21 protein-coding genes are annotated in these 20,342 nt (G+C 48.2%); 17 read left to right on the top strand and 4 right to left on the bottom strand.

All coding sequences use genetic code 11. The annotated features are described in order from the left end of the window. The first annotated feature begins 3 nt into the window (after nt 1-3). The 11 genes from HPY28_RS02345 to HPY28_RS02295 all read left to right on the top strand — a co-directional run bounded on the left by HPY28_RS02345 (nt 4) and on the right by HPY28_RS02295 (nt 10,073). On the top strand, nt 4-420 hold the full coding sequence (locus HPY28_RS02345) for a MaoC family dehydratase (protein WP_017248225.1): 417 nt from the start codon (nt 4-6) through the stop codon (nt 418-420). Further along, nucleotides 417-1,463 carry a 3-oxoacyl-ACP synthase gene (locus tag HPY28_RS02340; protein ID WP_174230025.1) on the top strand — a complete coding sequence of 349 codons (1,047 nt, stop codon included), beginning with the start codon at nt 417-419 and terminating at the stop codon, nt 1,461-1,463. Before HPY28_RS02345 ends, HPY28_RS02340 begins: the two co-directional genes overlap by 4 nt. Nucleotides 1,464-1,530: 67 nt before the next feature. Then, nucleotides 1,531-2,700 (top strand): substrate-binding domain-containing protein, encoded by a 1,170-nt coding sequence (locus HPY28_RS02335; RefSeq protein ID WP_371813437.1) that lies wholly within the window; start codon nt 1,531-1,533, stop codon nt 2,698-2,700. A gap of 12 nt (nt 2,701-2,712) precedes the next feature. Further along, nucleotides 2,713-3,483: an ABC transporter ATP-binding protein gene (locus HPY28_RS02330; RefSeq protein WP_174230024.1), complete on the top strand. Its 771-nt coding sequence runs from the start codon at nt 2,713-2,715 to the stop codon at nt 3,481-3,483. Continuing rightward, nucleotides 3,467-4,168 (top strand): ABC transporter ATP-binding protein, encoded by a 702-nt coding sequence (locus HPY28_RS02325; protein ID WP_174230023.1) that lies wholly within the window; start codon nt 3,467-3,469, stop codon nt 4,166-4,168. Before HPY28_RS02330 ends, HPY28_RS02325 begins: the two co-directional genes overlap by 17 nt. Before the next feature lie 27 nt (nt 4,169-4,195). Beyond that, entirely contained in the window at nt 4,196-5,056 is an 861-nt protein-coding gene (locus tag HPY28_RS02320) for a branched-chain amino acid ABC transporter permease (RefSeq protein ID WP_174230022.1), read from the top strand. A gap of 7 nt (nt 5,057-5,063) precedes the next feature. Next, nucleotides 5,064-6,062: a branched-chain amino acid ABC transporter permease gene (locus HPY28_RS02315; protein ID WP_017248231.1), complete on the top strand. Its 999-nt coding sequence runs from the start codon at nt 5,064-5,066 to the stop codon at nt 6,060-6,062. 136 nt (nt 6,063-6,198) lie between these two features. Continuing rightward, on the top strand, nt 6,199-7,782 hold the full coding sequence (locus tag HPY28_RS02310; RefSeq protein ID WP_174230021.1) for an acetate--CoA ligase: 1,584 nt from the start codon (nt 6,199-6,201) through the stop codon (nt 7,780-7,782). Between the two features lie 105 nt (nt 7,783-7,887). After that, a complete protein-coding gene (locus HPY28_RS02305; protein ID WP_173621656.1) occupies nt 7,888-8,703 on the top strand; it encodes a transglycosylase domain-containing protein in 816 nt (271 codons plus the stop codon). 157 nt (nt 8,704-8,860) lie between these two features. Continuing rightward, complete coding sequence (locus HPY28_RS02300) at nt 8,861-9,109, top strand: YuzF family protein (RefSeq protein ID WP_173621657.1); 249 nt, start codon at nt 8,861-8,863, stop codon at nt 9,107-9,109. 70 nt (nt 9,110-9,179) lie between these two features. Next, complete coding sequence (locus tag HPY28_RS02295) at nt 9,180-10,073, top strand: manganese catalase family protein (RefSeq protein WP_174224696.1); 894 nt, start codon at nt 9,180-9,182, stop codon at nt 10,071-10,073. 79 nt (nt 10,074-10,152) lie between these two features. Here HPY28_RS02295 and xerS read toward each other — a convergent pair whose 3' ends face one another. After that, the gene (gene xerS, locus HPY28_RS02290) at nt 10,153-11,265 is read right to left on the bottom strand and encodes a tyrosine recombinase XerS (RefSeq protein WP_174230020.1); all 1,113 of its coding nucleotides are present in this window, start codon (nt 11,263-11,265) and stop codon (nt 10,153-10,155) included. Nucleotides 11,266-11,411: 146 nt separating this feature from the next. On the opposite strand from xerS, the gene HPY28_RS02285 reads away from it, so the two are divergent. The 4 genes from HPY28_RS02285 to HPY28_RS02270 all read left to right on the top strand — a co-directional run bounded on the left by HPY28_RS02285 (nt 11,412) and on the right by HPY28_RS02270 (nt 14,567). Then, the gene (locus HPY28_RS02285; protein ID WP_026043057.1) at nt 11,412-11,789 is read left to right on the top strand and encodes a (2Fe-2S) ferredoxin domain-containing protein; all 378 of its coding nucleotides are present in this window, start codon (nt 11,412-11,414) and stop codon (nt 11,787-11,789) included. A gap of 295 nt (nt 11,790-12,084) precedes the next feature. After that, entirely contained in the window at nt 12,085-13,278 is a 1,194-nt protein-coding gene (locus HPY28_RS02280; RefSeq protein ID WP_017248237.1) for a glycine C-acetyltransferase, read from the top strand. Beyond that, nucleotides 13,275-14,237, top strand: a complete 963-nt coding sequence (locus HPY28_RS02275; RefSeq protein ID WP_007724835.1) for an L-threonine 3-dehydrogenase — start codon at nt 13,275-13,277, stop codon at nt 14,235-14,237. Before HPY28_RS02280 ends, HPY28_RS02275 begins: the two co-directional genes overlap by 4 nt. A 171-nt stretch (nt 14,238-14,408) precedes the next feature. Then, nucleotides 14,409-14,567, top strand: coding sequence for a hypothetical protein (locus HPY28_RS02270; protein WP_017248239.1), 159 nt, complete (start codon nt 14,409-14,411; stop codon nt 14,565-14,567). A gap of 107 nt (nt 14,568-14,674) precedes the next feature. Here the strand turns inward: HPY28_RS02270 and HPY28_RS02265 are convergent, their stop codons facing one another. Then, nucleotides 14,675-15,229, bottom strand: a complete 555-nt coding sequence (locus HPY28_RS02265; protein WP_017248240.1) for a spore coat protein — start codon at nt 15,227-15,229, stop codon at nt 14,675-14,677. 94 nt (nt 15,230-15,323) lie between these two features. Continuing rightward, a complete protein-coding gene (locus HPY28_RS02260) occupies nt 15,324-15,692 on the bottom strand; it encodes a hypothetical protein (protein WP_174230019.1) in 369 nt (122 codons plus the stop codon). Between the two features lie 713 nt (nt 15,693-16,405). Between HPY28_RS02260 and HPY28_RS02255 the strand changes: the two genes are divergently transcribed. Further along, nucleotides 16,406-17,437, top strand: coding sequence for a Cfr family 23S rRNA (adenine(2503)-C(8))-methyltransferase (locus HPY28_RS02255; protein ID WP_174230018.1), 1,032 nt, complete (start codon nt 16,406-16,408; stop codon nt 17,435-17,437). 166 nt (nt 17,438-17,603) lie between these two features. Here the strand turns inward: HPY28_RS02255 and HPY28_RS02250 are convergent, their stop codons facing one another. Continuing rightward, nucleotides 17,604-19,208 (bottom strand): glycosyl hydrolase family 18 protein, encoded by a 1,605-nt coding sequence (locus HPY28_RS02250; RefSeq protein WP_254613045.1) that lies wholly within the window; start codon nt 19,206-19,208, stop codon nt 17,604-17,606. A gap of 146 nt (nt 19,209-19,354) precedes the next feature. Here HPY28_RS02250 and HPY28_RS02245 point away from each other — a divergent pair, with 146 nt between their 5' ends. Further along, nucleotides 19,355-20,332, top strand: coding sequence for a YpdA family putative bacillithiol disulfide reductase (locus HPY28_RS02245; protein WP_174230016.1), 978 nt, complete (start codon nt 19,355-19,357; stop codon nt 20,330-20,332). The last annotated feature ends 10 nt before the right edge of the window (nt 20,333-20,342 follow it).

Below are 20,342 nucleotides of genomic sequence, written 5' to 3'. Positions count from 1 at the left end.
CGTATGGCGAGATTTGCAATAGGGGAGCAAGCATCTTTTAGCAGAACGATTACGGAAACAGATATCGTTCTATTTGCGGGAATGAGTGGGGATTATAATCCGGTGCACATCGACCAACAGTACGCAAAAGACACGCGATTCGGTCAGCGTATCTCACATGGACTGTTGACGGCGAGCATGTTGTCCAGATTGCTCGGGATGCAGCTGCCTGGCATCGGTTCCATTTACAAGGACCAGACCATTCAGTTTACGGCTCCGGTATTGATCGGAGACACAATCACCGCGACCGCCACTGTGCTAGAGTATCAGGAAGAGAGAGGCATGATCCGATTGCTTACGGAATGCACGAATCAGCATGGAAAAGTAGTTCTGACTGGAACAGCGACGATGCTCGTACCGAAGGAAGGAGCGAAAGTATGAATCATCTTGAAGTAAATACGATCCACGAGCAGACTATCGGAGTGGAAGCGACGTCCGTATTTTTTCCAGAGGGAGTAGAAACAGCTGAGCGATTGGCTGAAAAGACCGGAATCCCCACGCGAGTCATTATCGAAAAATTCGGTCTATACCAAAAGCATGTCGCAGATGACACGCTTCATGCATCAGACCTCGCTGTGCTCGCTGCCCAACAGCTGACCGGCTCGGTGATCGATCCATCTGAGATTGACGTGATTATTTACTTCGGCAGTCCGCACAAAGATTACTATGTATGGTCCAGCGCACCGAAGATTACATACGAGCTAAAAGCAACAAACGCATACGGTTTCGAGATGATGAACGTCAGCTCGTGCTTTCCAATTGCTTTGAAGGTCGCCAAAGATATGCTGACGGCAGATGCATCCATTGAAAACATTTTGCTGGTTGCTGGCTGTAAAGAATCACAAATCGTCGATTACGAAAATCCTCGCTCACGCTTCATGTTTAATTTTGCAGATGGGGGGACAGCGGCACTTGTAAAGCGTGGTGCTACAAAGAGTAGAATTCTCCACAGCTGTGTCATTACCGATGGTTCTTTTCACGATGATATTAGGATACCCGCAGGCGGCTCAAGGCACCAACCTAGTCATGAAACGGTGGAAAACAGACTCCACTACATCGATGTGCCGAATCCAAGCGATATGAAAGAACGACTGGATCCCGTCTCCATACCAAACTTTGTCCATGTGGTAGAGCAGGCATTGGCAAAAAGCAATCGTTCCTTGCAGGATTTGAAGCTGCTGCTTCCTTTGCACACAAAGCGTTCGATGTTCTTAGAGCTGTTGGAACGTTTGCAACTTAGCGAGGAGCAGGCAGTCTATCTCGATCATTACGGGCATTTGTCTGCACTCGATCCGTGTATTGGACTACATGTCGCACAACAAGAGGGACGTCTTGCCCCTGGGGATATTGTCGTAGCTGTCAGTGCTGGAACTGGATATACGTGGGCTGCAACCGTGCTGGAATGGTTAGCCGAATCGCAATGAACATTATGACTTTCGAGGAGGAACCGGCGTGAAAAAAAGAGGTTGGAAAATGTTGCTCCCACTAGCGATGTCTGTCGTACTTGTTGTTGGTTGCAGCCAAAATGAAAGCGCTTCATCTGGCGGTGGTCATACGATCAAGGTAGGCGTACTCGCTTCGCTTACGGGGCCATTGGAGAGCTATGGCAAGCAGACGGTAAGAGGTTTTGAGCTCGGACTCGATTATGCAACAGAGGGCAAGCGAGAGATCGCTGGCAAAAAGATCGAGTTTGTCGTTGAGGATACAGAGACGAAGCCAGATGTCGCCGTCCAAAAAGCGACGAAGCTCCTGGAGACCGACAAGGTAGATTTTCTCGTAGGCTCTTCGAGTTCAGGCGATACGCTAGCTGTCCTTCCGCTGGCAGAAGAGTACAAAAAAATCATGGTCGTAGAACCGGCTGTAGCAGATAGTATCACCGGGAAAAACTGGAACAAATACATTTTCCGCACAGGTCGAAATTCTTCGCAGGACGCAGTAGCAGGCGCTGCGGCGATTGCTTCCAAAGGAACGAAGATCGCGACGATGGCCCAAGACAGCGCCTACGGTCGAGAAGGGATTGAAGCCTTTAAGACCGCGGCTGAAAAATTAGGGGCTGTCATTATCGAAGAACAATACGTGGACACGAACACGACTGATTTTACAGCCAACATCCAAAAAATCATTAGCGCCAAACCCGAATATGTGTTCATCACGTGGGCAGGCTCGAACTCCCCGTGGAAACAGCTTCAAGATATGCAGGTTCAGCAAAAAGGCATCAAGATGTCTACGGGAGCACCTGATATCGCTGCCTTGAAAACGATGGAGGCCATGATCGGAATGGAAGGCTTCTCGGTGTATTACCATTCGCTCCCGAAAACGAAAATGAACGATTGGCTCATCGATGAGCACAAGAAGCGTTTTAACGGCGAGATTCCTGACTTATTTACGGCAGGAGGGATGACGGCAGCCGTATCGATTGTGGAAGCGCTGAAAAAGACGAACGCCGATACAGATTCAGAGAAGTTGATTACGGCGATGGAAGGCATGACCTTTGATACACCGAAGGGCCAGATGCAGTTCCGGGTCGAGGACCATCAGGCACTGCAAACGTTGTACGCGATCAAGCTAGAGAAAAAAGATGGAGTCGATCATCCGGTCCCTGTACTCGTTCGGGAGATGACGATGGAAGAGACAGCACCACCTGTCAGGAACCAGAAGTAGAGGAGGTGTGTGATGAGTTACTTGTTGGAAACGGTTGACGTAAGCGTAGCATTCGGGGAGCAAACCGTCATAAACAAGGTATCGCTACGCATACCGAAGCAGCGATTTACTTCGATCATCGGACCGAATGGAGCCGGAAAGACGACATTGTTTAACTTGTTAAGCGGGCAGCTTACTCCATCGCAAGGAACGATCAAGTACAAGGGGCAAGATATTACACACTTGCCCCCAGCAGCACGAACGAGATTGGGTATTGGTCGATCATTTCAATTGACAAACTTATTTCCCAAGCTAACGGTGCGGGAAAACATTCGATTAGCCGTGCAAGCCGCACAGGGAGTTCGGTTTCGTTTGTGGATTTCTCAGGCAGATCAGATGCGACAGGCTGAGGAAGTTGAGCGATTGCTGCATCTGGTATTGCTGGAGAAAAAGGCGGATGTGCTGGCAAGCCTGCTGGCGCATGGGGAGAAACGAAAGCTGGAGCTAGCTATGCTACTTGGACTGCGTCCGGATGTTCTCTTACTAGACGAACCGACTGCGGGGATTTCACTGGAGGAAGTCCCAGCTGTATTGAAGGTGATTGAATCGATTAAGGAAAGCAATTCGTGCACGATCATCCTGATCGAACACAAGATGGACATGGTCAAATCACTCTCCGATCACATGGTCGTACTATTTCATGGAGAGCTATTGGCTGAGGGGACACCGACTGACATGATGCGAAATGAACAGGTGCAGTCTGCCTACTTGGGAGGGTTGTATAAGCATGATGCTGCAACTTGATCACATCGAAACGTACCTCGACCAGTTTCACATCTTGCAGGGAGTCTCGCTATCCGTGCAAGCAGGCAGTATTACTGTCCTGTTTGGACGAAACGGCGCGGGCAAAACAACGACGCTTCGTTCCATCATGGGGCTTGCCCCGATCCGTCATGGCCAAATTCGCTATTTAGGAGAAGAAATCGGGCAACTGCCGACCTATTCCATCGCGCGTAAGGGGATTGGCTATGTGCCCGAAAATCAAGGGATTTTTCATGATTTTACGGTAGAAGAGACGTTCCGGCTCGCCATGCAAAAAAATGACGACGAACAAAAAGAAAAGCTCGCCTGGATGCTGGATCTATTCCCTGACCTAGGTCATTACTGGAAAAAGAAAAGCGGGCACTTAAGCGGAGGTCAAAAGCAAATGCTGGCGATTGCACGAGCTTATGTGAACAGCAACGGACTCTTGTTAATTGACGAGCCGAGCAAGGGACTGGCACCCATCATGGTTGAAAAGCTCATGTTTCACATCGAATCGATGAAGCAGAAAACGACTGTGCTGTTAGTCGAGCAAAACTTTATGATGGCGAGCATGATCGGCGAGCAGTACTACTTGATGGATGAAGGAAAAATTGTCCGCGGTGGCGCGATGCAGGAGTTGAAGGATGATGCAGATACGCGACAAAAATATTTGGGCATTGCCTGAGCGTATAACAGGGAGGGGGAGGATGAAATGGATGTCGCGATTAATTTGCTGGTAAATGGACTGGCGACAGGCATACTCATTTTCTTGCTCGCTTCCGGGCTCACGTTGATCTTTGGCTTAATGAGTGTGTTGAACTTTGCCCACGGTGGATTGTTTGCCTGGGGAGCTTTTGCTGGTGTATGGCTTTTCGGATTGACGGATAGCTTTCTTCTGGCCATTGTAGGTGCTGTCGTCATCGGGATGCTGCTCGGTTTCGTGTTAGAGCGCGTGCTGATCCGTCCGGTGTACGGTGATCACATTCAGCAACTGCTCGTGACATTGGGTGGGATGCTTGTGATAAGTGAATTGCTCAAGGTGTTTTGGAGCCCCAATCCTATTCGGGCAGTATTACCAGATTATTTGCAAGGGAGTATCGAGCTTGGCGACATCATACTGATCACTTATCGCTTGTTTGTCATTGCAGTCGGAATAGTTATGTACGTTGGGTTGCACCTGTTGTTGACGCGAACGAGACTAGGCTTGATCGTCCGAGCGGGCGTCATCGATAAGGAAATGGTGCAGGCACTCGGCATCAATATTAAACAAGTGTTTACTTTCGTCTTTCTGCTGGGGGCAGGCATGGCCGCACTCGGAGGAAGTCTGCTGGCACCGTATTCAGGGGTTATTTTTGCGGAAATGGGTATGCAGTATGCGATTCTGGCATTCATCGTCGTCATTGTCGGTGGGATGGGAAGCGTTCAAGGCTCTATGATTGCGGCGCTTTTAGTAGGAGTGCTTGGCTCGTTTATGGCTTACTTCGTTCCAGAGCTTTCACTGGCAGTGAACATGCTGCTGATGCTGGCAGTGCTGCTTATCAAACCATCCGGCCTGTTTGGAGCGAAGGGGTGATCATGCATTGACTACATCCGGATTGTTGAACCATCGATTTATTCTTTTTGTGTTTTTGTCTTTGGCGGTTTTGCCGTTTCTTTCAGACTCGCGAAGCATGTACATCATGTTTACCCAAATCTTTATTTTTGCGATTTTTGCGATGAGCTTTGATTTGTTGCTCGGCTATACGGGGATCGTCTCATTCGGACACTGTATGTTTTTCGGAATAGGTGCGTACTCCGTGTCTTTATTCCTGAAAAACTTTGATGCGACGATCAGTTATTTCTTGCTTGGCGTACTCGTTGCCATCGTGCTCTCCGGTATTCTCAGCTACGTGATCGGGATGCTGTCGTTGCGATTGAAAAGTCATTTTTATGCGATGCTGACGTTGGCGATTTCCCAGCTGCTATTCGTATTGGCAGAAAAATGGCGCTCACTGACGATGGGAGGGGATGGCTTCACCTTTCCGGTGCCTGAGCTGTTTCGTGATCGTTTGTCATTTTACTATGTATGCCTGATCCTAATGGTCATGCTGTTCGTCATCTTGCGGGCGTTTACGCACTCTCCACTTGGCAAGGTCTTGAAAGCCATCGGTCAAAATGAACAACGTGCGGAAGCGTTAGGCTATCAAATTCTTCATTATAAGGTAATCGTCAGCATTGTCGCTGGAGTGGTTGCTGCGATTAGTGGAGGCTTGTACGCGGTCATGCTACGCTTCGTGAACACCCAAGTGTTTTCGATTGAAACGACGCTAGATGCGCTCTTGATGAGCATGATCGGTGGGCTGGGAACGCTATTTGGCTCCATTTTGGGGTCGGGAATCGTAGAGCTGGCGCATCACGGGCTGACTGAGTTGGCGAAGCTTCACCCGATATTCGAGAGATGGGTCATCTTCCTAGGCTTGCTCTATATTTTGGTTGTGCTCTGTTTCCCTAGCGGAATTGTCGGCAGCTTTCAAGAGTGGAGGGAAAAAAGAAAACAGCGTTCCCTGCAGGCTGCAACGATTACGGAGCAAGTAGAGTGATAGGAATGAAAGAAAGGAGGTCAACCCATAAAAAAGGTTGGCCTTTTTTTGTCCCATTTTTATCGAAAGAGAAAGGGGAGAATTATAGTGATGTCGAATTATTATTCATCAATCTAAGAAAAGGTGGAGATGTGCTATGGAACTGAACATTCCAGTGAACTATAACTTCGCTGCCCAGGTGGACGAATGGGCGAGAAAACATCCAGAGAGACGAGCTGTTTGGGAGCTGGATGAACAAGATCAGGAACATATCCTTACGTACGAAGATTTGCGCCAATATTCAAATAAAATTGCAAATGGTCTAGGGTCCATTGGAATCGAGCATGGGGATCGGGTACTCGTCTTGGTTTCCCGAGGAACCTTGGCCTATGGCCTCTATTTGGCACTGCTGAAGCTGGGGGCAGTGATTTTGCCAGGGTCAGAGATGCTGCGTTACAAAGATATCGAGTACCGGATCAATCATGCAAAAGTCAAAGCTGTGATCAGCTTCGCGGGAGCAATGAGTGAGGTTGATCTGACGAGAGGCAACTGTTCCACCCTGCAACACTACATCACGACGGGCGAAGAGAAAGAAGGTTGGATTTCGCTTGAGGGGCTACTCCAGGGGCAGGACACAGAATTTGAGGTCGTAAACACGAAGTCGGATGAGCTGGCCTTCCTGTCTTATACATCAGGCACGACTGGGGGACCCAAAGGGGTTATGCACGTTCACGGTTGGCCGTTTGCGCATTTGGCTGTGGCGGCGACACAGTGGCTGGACGTTCGCGAAGGTGACGTGGTTTGGGCAACGGCGGGGCCTGGTTGGGCCAAGTGGATCTGGAGCCCGTTTGTCTCTACGTTAGGGCTGGGAGCGACCGCGTTTGTCTATAAAGGAAAGTTTTCTGCTGATAATTATTTGACAATTCTGCAAAAATATCCAGTTTCAGTCTTGTGTGCGACGCCAACCGAGTACAGAATCATGGCAAAAGTAACGGATTTGGAACAATACAAGCTGTCCGCCTTGCGCTCCGCATGTTCGGCCGGTGAACCGCTCAATCGGGAAGTGATCGAAACATTCCGCCGCGTATTCCAATTGACCGTGCGAGATGGATACGGACAGACAGAGAACACTTTGCTGGTGGGTACCTTTGTCGGCATGGAGCCAAGGCCAGGTTCGATGGGTAAGCCATCGCCAGTTGTGAGAATCGCCATTATTGACGAAGAAGGAGAGGAGTTGCCAGTAGGCAAAGTGGGCGATATTGCCATCGATCGCCATATGGTGGCACTGTTCAAAGGCTATCTGGATGATCCACAGCGAACTGCCAGAGCGTTTCGCGGTGACTGGTACGTGACGGGCGACCAAGGTCGCATGGATGAAGATGGCTACATCTGGTTCGAAGGACGTTCGGACGACATTATCATCTCAGGCGGATATACGATTGGTCCCTTTGAGGTCGAAGATGCCTTGGTGAAGCATGCGGCAGTAGCGGAGTGTGCGGCGGTTGCCAGTCCAGATCCAGAGCGTGGTCATGTGGTAAAAGCCTTTGTCATCCTGAAAAAAGGGAATGAGCCATCCGAAGAGTTGATCGTGGAATTGCAAAACCATGTCAAGCAATTAACCGCTCCGTATAAATACCCGCGTAAAATCGAGTTTGTACAGGAACTGCCGAAAACGACCTCCGGTAAAATCAGACGGATCGAGCTACGGCAGCACGAGGCACAGCAAAATCAGCATTCGTAATGGTTTGTCTTACGAAATTGTAAGATTGCTGTAAGTGGATTCGATGGGACGAAATGCGCGCATCCCCTACAATGTGAGTAGAAGCAAGGTAAGGGGGAATGCAGCATGAACCACCTTCCAATCCCATTAGGAAGAAACACCGACTTGTATGAAGCGGCGAGCATGCCCAAGAGCATCAAGAAACTCGGTGTTCGTTGGAAAAAACGACTGCGTATCAGTTTTCTCGTGATCATGATGGCAGCTATCCTGGCGCCGATCGTGCTTGCGTGGACAGGGAATATATGGATAGATGAGAAAAAGCTGGCTGCTGTACAGCAATCCAACAGCTATGTAAAGCTGGACGAAATGCCTGACCATGTGTGGAAGGCGTTCGTTGCGATCGAGGATCATCGGTTTATGCAGCATCCAGGAGTAGATCCTGTTGGATTGAGCCGAGCGATCTGGGTCGATATCAAGGAAGGTGCCTACGTGCAGGGGGGAAGTACGATTACCATGCAGTTGGCGCGAAACCTGTTTCTGACGAACGACAAAACGATGACCAGAAAAGTGAAGGAAATCGCGATCGCTTTGCAATTGGAACAGCGATACAGCAAAAAAGAACTGCTCGAAATCTACCTCAACGTCATTTATTTCGGGCACGGAAAGTACGGGATTGGCGAGGCTGTTCCCTTTTACTTCGGAAAAAAAGCAACAGAAACAGGGAATCGAGCGGTAACACTGGGAGAAGCGGCCATGCTGGCTTCTTTACCGAAAGGACCAGAGCGTTACTCACCGGTAAAGAACTGGGACCGAGCTAAACAAAGGCAAGCGGTTGTATTGAACCGGATGAACGAATTGGAAGTGATTGATCAAAGCGAAAGTACATTGGCAAAGAACGAGCAGATTTACGTTGTTCCTACTGCCAAACGTGCAGCGAAATAAACGAATGTAATGAAATCCCCTGTCTAGATGGCAGGGGGTATTTTTTTTGGAATCGATCAGGCATACAGAATGGTAAGGAACTTCCTATGCACTCACCCATCCCAACCCTTGGGCATAAAATACAGGGAGGAACTACAGGAAGGAGTCTAAAAACGTCATGAGTTCGTATCCTTTTCAGACACAAGCACAACCAGCGTCGAGTACCCCCTCTATGAATTCCTTCATTGACCCTTATTTGTACCAGACGTTGCAGAGTGTTATAAAGCGTGAAGTTGCCATTCAAACAACCCAGGGAAATGTCCGTGGAATCGTTGTCGATGTGCTACCTGACCATGTGGTACTACAGACGGGAGGTTCTACGTTTTTTGTACGCCTACAACAGATCGTCTGGGTCATGCCGTTTTAAACTGGTATGAAACAACCCTTCGCCCACATAAAACAGTACAGGTAGGTGCAAAACGGGGGAGGGAAGCAGGTTGTTTACTCGTATCAACAGGTTGGCAATTGAGCTGCCAGAACCGGCTTATGGAGATGCCAACGCCGCTGCGGCCGTCCAGGAGCTATTGGGCGGTCGTTTTGGTGAGATGTCAACGCTAAACAATTATTTGTTCCAATCCTTCAACTTTCGTGGAAAGAGCAAACTAAAGCCTTTTTATGATTTGGTCACCAGCATTACAGCGGAAGAAGTCGGGCATGTGGAGCTGGTCTCCAACGCAATCAATTTGTGCATGAAAGGGATTACGCGGCCGGGGGACCCTGATACGACTCCACTGAATAACGGTTTGAATAAGCGCAATACGTACCATTTTATTGCGACCGCGCAAACCGCGATGCCAGGAGACTCCATGGGAAAATCATGGGCAGGTGATTACGTATTCTCTAGCGGGAATCTGGTGCTTGATCTTTTGCACAACTTTTTTCTGGAGTGCGGAGCGCGTACTCACAAGATGAGGGTGTACGAAATGACGGATCATCCCACAGCTCGGGCCATGATCGGTTACTTGCTCGTCAGAGGGGGCGTCCATATCGTAGCGTACGCAAAAGCCTTGGAGATCGCTACGGGTGTGGATATGACGAAAATGCTGCCTGTTCCCAATCTGGATAACACCCAATTCGATGCCACTCACCCGTATATCGCGATGGGATTGAATCGCAAGTTGTTTACGTTCAGCTATCAGGACTATCAGGATATCGCCATGATTTGGCGCGGCCCGTTGCCTGATGGTGGAACAGCAGAGGTCATTCAAGGCGTCCCGGATGGCGGCCCTGTTCCGGATTTAGATGAACTGCCAGAAGAATTTGCGCCAGGTGTATCGCGGGAAGACTTTATGAAAATCGCGGAACGCTTGCAAAGGTCAGCGGGGATGTAGATGGAATGGAAAAAGCACGAAAAAAGTGACCAGTCCGCAGTGGTATGCAGATTGGTCACTTGTTCTTGTTGAGGCATACTTACGTCGTTCGGTTCACAGCCTTACCCAGAGCATCTTCTAGGACATGGGCATACTGCATGGTCGTTTCGATTTTGGAGTGCCCCAGTTGTGCTTGTAGCTGATGGGGGTCAGGGTTCAAGCGGAGAAACTGTGTAGCAAAGCTGTGACGAAGCTTATGGACAGACAAATCGGGGATGCCGAAGGCTTTGGCGTACTTTTTGACCAGCTTTTGGACAGACCGCACTTCAATGCGATGCCCATTCGGATTGGAAGGGGAAACAGCGAGAAAAACAGCGTCCTCTTGCGGTTCGGGATTGTATTTTTCACGCAGCTGCAAGTATTTGGCTAAGTACTCCTTGCCCCAGTCACTGAAAAAAGGAGCGTCCTCTTTCTTTCCTTTGCGGATCAATTTCAACTGGTTTTTTTCCATAATAATGTCGGATAGATCGAGACTGACGATCTCTGACACACGGAAGCCACCGGAGAGAATCATCGCGATCAAGGCAGTATCTCGGTCGCGGTTTTGCATGTGATACTGCTTCTTTTTTTCCGTATCACAATGGGCCAGATATCCGTTATAGACAAAATCGACGAACTGATAGATTTCGTCGTCAATCAGGATTTTTGCCCGAATGGCATGGGCGCGTGCGAGGGGAGTCAGCTCTGTGATCTCCAGCTCGATTTTGGCGAGTACATTCCGCGTCAAATACGATTCCCCATTCTCATCCTCAGCGAGGGCAGACAAGTAATGAAAAAGCGATTTCAGGCTCGATATTTTTCTGCTGATGGTGCGGTCACTGTATTCTTTCTTTGCGCTTTTGGTAGGGTTCGAGAGCAAAGCGGATCGCTCATATAAATGCGACTCCTGTAAGTACAATATGTAGCTTTCTACCGTTTCCTTCTTCAGGTCATTCAAATCGCTTAACGGAATGTCCTTCATATCCGTCGCGGTACTCAAACCTTCTGTCATCATCCAGCGAAAGAAAAAAGAGAAATCGCGAAGGTATCCAAGCAAGGTGGAGGGTGAATTCTTTTTTGCTTTTTTATGCTCAATAAACTTTTCGACATACCATGGGTAGGAGCCCACTGTTTGCAAAAGCTGCAAGGCATCGCGCTGTTTGGTAACGGACATGCTTTCACCACCAAAATCATTTTGTAAATCGTATACGAACATATATTCTATCAAAAACCAAACGTTCTGGGAATTGCAAATTGAACAAGAAACCGTCATGATGGGGAGTATGGATGGATGTTGGACAAGAACGGAGAGGATTCGTAGTGGCAACATGGGACTTATCTCAGACAAAGCATCATGTGTTGATCTGTAATGGCGGAAGCTGTATGCGCAAGGGTGGCGAAGAGGTTACGGTAGCGATACGCGAAGCGATTACCAACGCAGGTTTGGATGACTATGTACATACAACCCGCACGCGTTGCAACGGACGCTGTGAGGACGCATGCGTGATGATCGTGTACCCCGAAGGAATCTGGTATGAAAACGTGACGCCAGAAGATGCACAGCTGTTGGTGGAAGAGCATTTTCAAAATGGCAGACCAGTAGAGGCTTTGATGACGCATCGCTTCGAAACGAACGGTTTTGTGCGTACGATTGACACCAAGCCTGGTATCTTAAAATCACAAAAAGCAAAAAAATGAGGAAAAGGCCACGATCTGCTCACATGAAGCAAGAGAGTGGTTTTTTCATTTTCAGGAGTCTACGAATTACGACAAAAGGAGAAAGTAGGAGAGATGACAATATCAAAAGGAAAATGATTGAAAGCGTTAACAATATGTCTTTGTGATGTGGACGTTTTAAGTAAATGGTGGTAAAATGTTTGTAGATTAAGTTGATTTTATGCGAATTTTATCACAATGATGTGTCCATACAGTGTGAACAATTGTTTTTTGTGGAACTTACTAATCGATGGCTGTAATAATGGAGGGATTCTCGTTGGCGAGCAAAACACTTGAACATTTTTTACATGAAAATCTGACAGATTTGAAGAGCAAGGGACTGTACAACGTCATTGACCCTTTGCAAAGTGCGAACGGTCCTGTCATTACGATTGCAGGAAAAGAACTGATCAACCTCTCCTCCAACAACTATCTGGGCTTGGCTACTGATCAACGCCTAGTGGACGCTGCGATTGCAGCAGCGAGCAAATACGGTGTAGGGGCAGGGGCTGTACGTACCATTAATGGTACCTTGGACTTGCACGTGAAGCTGGAAGAAAAGCTCGCTGCCTTCAAGCACACGGAAGCCGCGATTGCTTACCAATCTGGTTTTAACTGCAATATGGCTGCGATCTCTGCTGTCATGGACAAGGACGATGCGATTCTTTCTGACGAGTTGAACCACGCTTCCATTATTGATGGATGCCGCCTGTCTCGTGCACAAATTATCCGTGTGAACCACTCCGATATTGATGACTTGCGTGCGAAAGCGAAAGAAGCGAAAGAATCCGGCAAATATAAAAAACTGATGGTCATTACTGACGGCGTATTTTCGATGGATGGCGATGTTGCCAAGCTGCCGGAAATCGTAGAGGTTGCCGAACAATATGACTTGATTACGTATGTAGACGATGCCCACGGCTCTGGAGTTCTCGGTAAAGGGGCAGGAACGGTTAAGCATTTTGGCCTGTCTGATAAAATCGACTTCCAAATCGGTACACTTTCCAAAGCAATTGGGGTAGTCGGCGGTTATGTAGCGGGACGCCAAGAGCTGATCGACTGGCTCAAAGTACGCAGCAGACCGTTCCTGTTCTCGACTTCGCTGACTCCAGCGGATGTGGCTGCATCCATTGCGGCTATCGATATTTTGATGAACAGCACCGAACTGCATGACAAGCTGTGGGATAACGGACATTACCTCAAAAAAGGCTTGAAAGAACTCGGCTTCAATATCGGGGAGAGCGAAACGCCTATCACTCCATGCATTATCGGAGACGAACAGCAAACCCAGGAGTTCAGCAAGCGACTGTATGAAGAGGGCGTGTACGCGAAAGCGATTGTGTTCCCGACTGTACCAAAAGGAACCGGTCGTGTACGGAATATGCCAACAGCGGCACATAGCAAAGAAATGTTGGATCGTGCCCTTAGCATCTACGAAAAAGTCGGGAAAGAAATGGGGATCCTGAAATGAAAAAAATTCTGGTAACCGGGGCGTTAGGACAAATTGGTTCCGAGCTCATCATGAAATTACGCGATATTTACGGAGCGGATCAAGTCATCGCCACAGATATCCGGAAAAACGAAGACGATCCTGTTGTGCAATCGGGTCCATTCGAAGTTCTTGATGTCACCGACGGGAACCGGATGTTTGAGCTGGCGAAGAAACATGGTGTGGATACGATCATGCATTTGGCTGCCCTGTTGTCTGCAACAGCTGAAGCAAAGCCTCTCTTGGCATGGAACCTGAACATGGGTGGGCTGGTAAACGCGCTGGAAGCAGCACGTGAGTTGAACTGCCAATTCTTTACGCCAAGCTCGATTGGTGCATTTGGTCCGACTACACCGAAGGACAACACACCACAGGACACGATCCAACGCCCTACGACCATGTATGGCGTAAACAAAGTATCCGGTGAGTTGCTCTGCGATTACTATTATCAAAAATTCGGGGTAGATACGCGCGGCGTACGCTTCCCAGGTCTGATCTCGTATGTAGCGCCTCCTGGTGGTGGTACGACCGACTACGCAGTAGACATTTATTACAAGGCGATCCAACACGGAGCGTATACGTCCTACATTGGCAAAGGCACATACATGGATATGATGTATATGCCGGATGCGCTGAATGCGATTGTTTCCCTGATGGAAGCAGATGCATCCAAGCTCATTCACCGCAATGCGTTCAACGTGACTGCGATGAGCATTGAGCCAGAGGATGTAGCAGCAGCGATCCGTAAACACATTCCTGAGTTTACACTCTCTTATGAAGTCGACCCTGTGCGTCAGGCGATCGCGGACAGTTGGCCGAACTCCATTGATGCTACGGCTGCCTTGCAAGAGTGGGGCTTCAAAGCGGAGTATGACTTGGACAAAATGACTGAGGACATGCTCGCAAAACTGCGGGGAAAGTTGCTCCAACAAGTCGGATAAACAAAGAGTGAAAAAGAAAACTGCCATTTCTACTTGTACGTGATACGAGAGAGGTGGCAGTTTTTTGTTTATCTAATCATATGCACTGTGCAAGGCTTTTGAATGTCTTTCCCGCTGTATGGGCACATTAACAAAACATGCTTGAAGGAAAGAGGAACGGAGGGGAGAACCATGGATTTACCAAAAAACTTGCAGGACAACCATTCGAAGCACGACGAAGAAGGACAAGTCATCCCAAATATTCAAGAGACGAAAGGCAGTGGTAATGAGGAGCGACCAATAGAAAGCTGGGGATGGTCAAATAATACCGAGACCGTTCGAGATCGCTGACACCATGTAAAAACAAAACCTTCCAGAATCCGGAAGGTTTTTCTCGTTCCCGGTTGCTATGCTTCGCACAAATGGAAAACCGTCCAAACAAGGACGGTTATTGTGGCTTAAAGGAGCATTTGTTGTTGAGGCTGGTAGGCGTTAATCATCGTATTCATCGTATGATCGGCAAGCTGCGGAGCTTGGTAGTAGCCTCTTGCATTCAAGTATTGCCAAGTTTCATACGCCATTTGCTGGCATGCATTCGCGCCATTTACATGATATTGTCGGATACCTGGGTCCACACACTCTGCCGCCCACAGCATTCCGATAGCGGAACCCGCTTTATGCCAGTTCAACATCAAGGTAGCGATTGTCATATCAGACAAGCGGGTTGGGTGAGGGTTGGGCGCAGCCATCTGTGGATTATTTAGACCAACGGCAGTCGGTTGGGCTACACGCAATTGAATAGGGGCTGGCGCTATGTTGAATCCTTTTCCCTGCAATAGGCTAATTCCTTGCTGGTATGCGGTCATGATCATTTGCTGATGTCGGTTAATGATACTCGTTAATTGAGGGTCTTGCGCCATCTCGGCAAGTAATCCGTGCATTTCAATCGCGGCGTGTTTGGAGCGGAGTGCTTCTTGTGTTTCCAAAAATTCATGAGCAGCAAAACGTTGCATAATGGCCTCCTGATCTATCGTTTGGTTTTGGACTGTCAACCTCTGTTATTGTTTGTTCAGAAGTAATGGATATTCAGGAAAAAGATACTAGAATCTAACTGACGTATTCAGCTGAATAGGAATTGGAGCCTGCGTGCACGGAAAGTAATGTATTGGCATAGCCCACCAAACGATTAATTGTCTCATCCACTACTGCATAGACTAGCGAGTGCAGAGTAGGGTCATACAGCTTGGGATCATCGAAAATCACGGTGGTATTGATGAACACCTCTCGATTTCCCATCAAATCGTAATGGATGATAACTTTGCCACAAGCCCCTTCTGTCTGCGGATCGCGATAGCCTGGCAAAAAAAGATACCATTCCTCGGCAGTTGCTGATCGGAAATTTTTCGTAAAAGTGAGACCTTGGATTGCTTCCTCGGTTATTTTTTTAAATTCGGGGTTCATCAAAAAATCGGACACGAATCATTCCTCCAAATCTATTCAGGTAATGGCTTTGAAGCTGTTTTTATTATTTGTGTGTTTGAATTGTTTATGAAAATCAATGGGAAGTTGATTTTTTGGTTGTCATTTTAGAATGTTGCAATGTATAAGCGGGGTATGTTAAGATCGTTCTGACAATTAACGATTGGAGTTGAAGAGGATAATGTAATATTTTTTGCCACTTTTTGAAGAATAAAGCAGAGTTTGTTTTGTTCTTCATTGGCAAGAAAGTTACCTTATTCTTTTCACTCAAAAAATATACCCTTTTCATTCCCTGACGCGGGCTGGATTTGCCGTATTTTTTTGAGCTACAAGAAAGGTAACTTTCTTGTAGCTCTTTTTTATTTTGATAAAGGCGGTTACCGACATGTCATTGATCAAGGTAACGAACCTGACAGTTTCTGCGAGCGTGTTCATTTGCAATTGTGGAACGTAAAAGAGATCAACCATTTCTAGGAGGATGAAAGCGATGGAGATTGAGGTTGTAGATGATTGTGTGAACCGGTTCCTGTTAGGTGAAGCGGTTCACAAAAAAACAAATCCGTTGCCGGAGGTTTACCAATCTATCGATAGGTGCACGTAGCGATCCGCCTGCAAACGTATGCGCTTTTTCTGTATAGTTGGTTAATGACGTGTCAAAGTGCCAACTGACGGTTGCTTTTTTACGTTTTCTCCGGCGGTAAGGAGAAGACATGAGACTATCCTCGAAATATGAAACGATTCGGCGAATATTGTCCGACTTCAAGCAGCCCGAGTATCGGTATGCTCAGATTATGGACGCGATTTTCAAGCAAAACATCGGCGAATACGAACGGATGACTATACTGCCCAAATTTTTGCGCGACGAGTTGACCCGGATACTTGGTCCGAACGTCTGCAGCATCGTTCCGGTAAAGGAACTCACGTCGAACCAGGTCAGCAAGGTGCTGTTTACCATTGCGGGCGACGAACGCGTGGAGGCCGTACGACTTACTTATGAGCGGGGGTGGAAATCGTATTGTATTTCCACGCAGTGCGGCTGCGGATTCGGGTGTAGGTTTTGCGCTACCGGTACCATCGGCCTGAAACGAAATCTGACTGCCGACGAAATTACCGACCAATTGTTACACTTTCGCTTGAACGGCCACGCCTTGGACAGCGTCTCATTCATGGGCATGGGGGAGGCGCTTGCCAACCCGCATATTTTTGATGCAATGACGATTTTGACCGAACCGCATCTCTTTGGTTTAGGACATCGACGAATTACGATTTCCACCATCGGCCTGTTGCCGGGGATCGACAAGCTGACACGGGAGTTTCCGCAGGTCAATCTAACCTTCTCGCTGCATTCGCCGTTTGACGATCAGAGAAGCGAGCTGATGCCGATCAACGACCGATTCCCAGTCCATGACGTGCTGAAGGCATTGGATCGTCATATCCAGCATACCGGGAGAAAGGTGTATATTGCGTATATTCTTCTTCGAGGAGTCAACGACTCGACGGCGCATGCGGAAGCAGTTGCTGAGTTGTTAAGGGGAAGGGGACCTGGGGAACATCTCTACCACGTTAACCTGATTCCATTCAATTCGACCGATGTTACGCCAGACAGCTATCGGCAATCTGATCCTAATCGGATAAAAACGTTTGTTCGGATCTTGAAGTCAAAGGGTATCAGCATCACGGTCCGAACTCAATTCGGATCGGACATTAACGCAGCATGCGGTCAGTTATACCGCTCTAAATAATCGATGTCGGAAACTAAATTTATTAAGCCGGACGAAGCCGTCGAGGCTCCCAAACATCCTGGAGGCGCGGGCTCTTCCGGGACTTAGTGAGAATTGCCTAGCTTAAACAAAAAGAAGCGCCTCTGCCACGGCTGTAGCCGGAAGAGGGCGCTTCTTTTCATGATTCTTACAGTTTTTCACGTGCATGTTTAAGGGTTATCGAATTGGCAATGGCTGTCCACATATCAGTTGATTCAGAACCAATGTACCAGTACGCCAATCCACCAATTTGCCATTGCAGACTAGCCTGAGCTTTCAGCCCAATCGAACGGCTTTCTTCCAGCCAAATCGTGTGCGTGACGCCTTGCTTTTGATACGTCGAACGGTATTGTCCAACTTTATCGTCCCACACAGTTTTTGCTCTGTATTGAGAGAGCAACTGGTAAGACTCGGGGATGCTGATATCTGTCGATTTCAAAGACCCATTCGATTGGTACCAGTCGCGTGTGTAAAGAGGCATTCCGACGATCAGCTTTTGGGTCGGAACCTCGTCAAGCAGGTCGGTAATGACTTTCGTAAACCAAGGCAAGGATGCCACGGAGCCTGCTTTTGACCCGCCTACCCAATTCTCTTCATAGGCCATTACTACCAAATAATCTGCATGCTTTGCTAATTTAGCAAAATCAAAAGGATCGCTCCAGTCTGAATCACCATCTGGCGGAATATCTACAGATAGGACTGCACCTTTTGCGTGAAGAGCAGTGGCGAGCTCCTGGATAAACAAGGTGAAGTTGTTGCGATCCGCAGGGGAGAACCCTTCAAAATCGATGTTAATCCCATCTAGTTGGTACTTATCAATGAATGAAGAAAGCTTTTGCACGGCTGCTTTTCGTTTAGTGGGATTGGACAGCATGGTGTGGGTAGCTTCGGGATCGAATTTATTCCCGAATAGCGGCCAAACTTGCTTGCCATTCGCATGAGCCCACTGGACGAGTGAAGCATCCGTGATGTCACTGATCGTTCCATCTTTTTGCAGGAAGTACCAACGCGGTGACAGCGTGTTGACTCCGCTTTTCTTGACTTGTGCAATGAACTCCTCTGTCGTGGATTCATATTGCCATCCGAGAGAGACAAGCGGTTTTGCTGTAACGTTTTGCTTCTTCAGATTCTCCTGAATTCGATATAAAATAACAGCCGTTTCTTCTCTCGAAAGTGCTTGAGTCGGGCGGAAGTAGCCATTGTAGCCTACCAGCCATTTTTTCTGCATGGCGTGGCTGACTGAGGCGCGTGCCCAGCTCGAAATCGCATTGGCATCCTTCACGGGCAACTGGTAAGAAGACGAAATGCTCTGTTCTAGTGCACGTACAAGAAACGCAGCGGCCTCTTCGCGAGAGATCGTCCGCTTCGGAGCAAAAGCAGTAGGACTAATGCCATTCGCGATGTTAAGCCCAGAAGCAGCTTGTACATACCCGTATGCCCAAGAGTTTTTCGGGACATCCGAATAGGCTGCGACGTTGCTGACCACCGGTTTAATACCGAGCGTTCGTGTGAGCATCGCGACAAACTCAGCACGCGTCACCTGGCGAGTTGGGTGAAAATACCCGTTTTCATCCCCTGCGATGACACCTGCCGCATGTAGCGAACGTATTTGCTCTTTCGCATAGCTGTTTGCGATATCTTTTAAATTATTCGTCGATGCTGTGGATGCAGGGACTCCTATGGCAAAAGAGAGACCGTACACCAAAAAAGCTAAGGAGACTAACCAGATATGTAGGTTTTGTTTTTTCATCATACATCCAGTATAAGGAGAGAGAACCATTCTTTCATTGGTCAGATTTTGGTAGAAACCTTGCCGGGGTGCCCGAACTCTTTTGTTGGGAATGCGATATGATATGATGAAGGAATAAGAATAGAGAGAATGAAGCGAGGCGGAGAGAAATGGAAGACGTACTGATTGTAGGCGGTGGGCCTTGTGGACTGGCAGCGGCAATTGCCTGCAAGCGAGCTGGACTTGATCCTATCATTATTGAAAAAGGGTCGCTTGTCCATTCGATTTATCGCTACCCGACCTATATGATTTTTCATAGTACACCTGATTTACTGGAGATTGGGGGCGTCCCTTTTGCAACGGCGAACGACAAGCCGACCAGACAGGAGGCGCTCAATTACTATCGACTGGTAGCCGCGCGAGAAAAATTGCGTGTGAACGTATATGAGACGGTGACGGAAGCGAAGAAGACGCCAGCTGGCTTTCATATCACGACAACGGACCGTTTCGCCAACACACATACGTACGAAGCGAAAAACCTGGTGATCGCCACAGGTTACTTTGACAATCCAAATCGGCTGGATGTACCAGGCGAGGAGCTGCCGAAGGTTTCGTCCTTCTACAAGGAAGCACATCCGTATTCAGGGCTGAAAGTAGCGGTAGTAGGGGGTAACAACTCTGCCGTAGATGCGGCGATGGAGCTGGAGCGGGCAGGAGCAGAAGTAACGGTGATTTGCCGCCGAACGGAGCTCTCCGGCAAGGTCAAGGCATGGACAAGGCCTGTTTTTGAGAGTCTGATCAAAAAAGGACGCATCCACATGCTGTTCGGTGCAACAGTCGAGAGAATTGAGGAGCGTTCTATCAAGGTGAAAACAGGGGAGGAAGTCATTACCCTTGCCAATGATCATGTGTTTTCATTGATTGGATACCGTCCGGATCGTACTTTCCTTCATTCGTTAGGGGTTATGATTGACGAGGAAACGGGAATTCCGGCGCATCATCCAGAGACGATGGCGACGAACATCCCAGGTCTCTATATAGCGGGAGTCATTGCGGCGGGCCAACACGCAAACGCCATTTTTATCGAAAATGGAAGGTTTCACGGTGAAGGTATCGCCCGCCACATTGCCTCTCAAAGGGAGCAGTAGCTGATAGTGA

This window comes from Brevibacillus sp. HB1.2 (assembly GCF_013332495.1).
GTDB classification, from domain to species: domain Bacteria; phylum Bacillota; class Bacilli; order Brevibacillales; family Brevibacillaceae; genus Brevibacillus; species Brevibacillus porteri.
The sequence above is the reverse complement of the archived record's forward strand: the minus strand, read 5'-3'. Positions and strand labels throughout refer to the sequence as shown.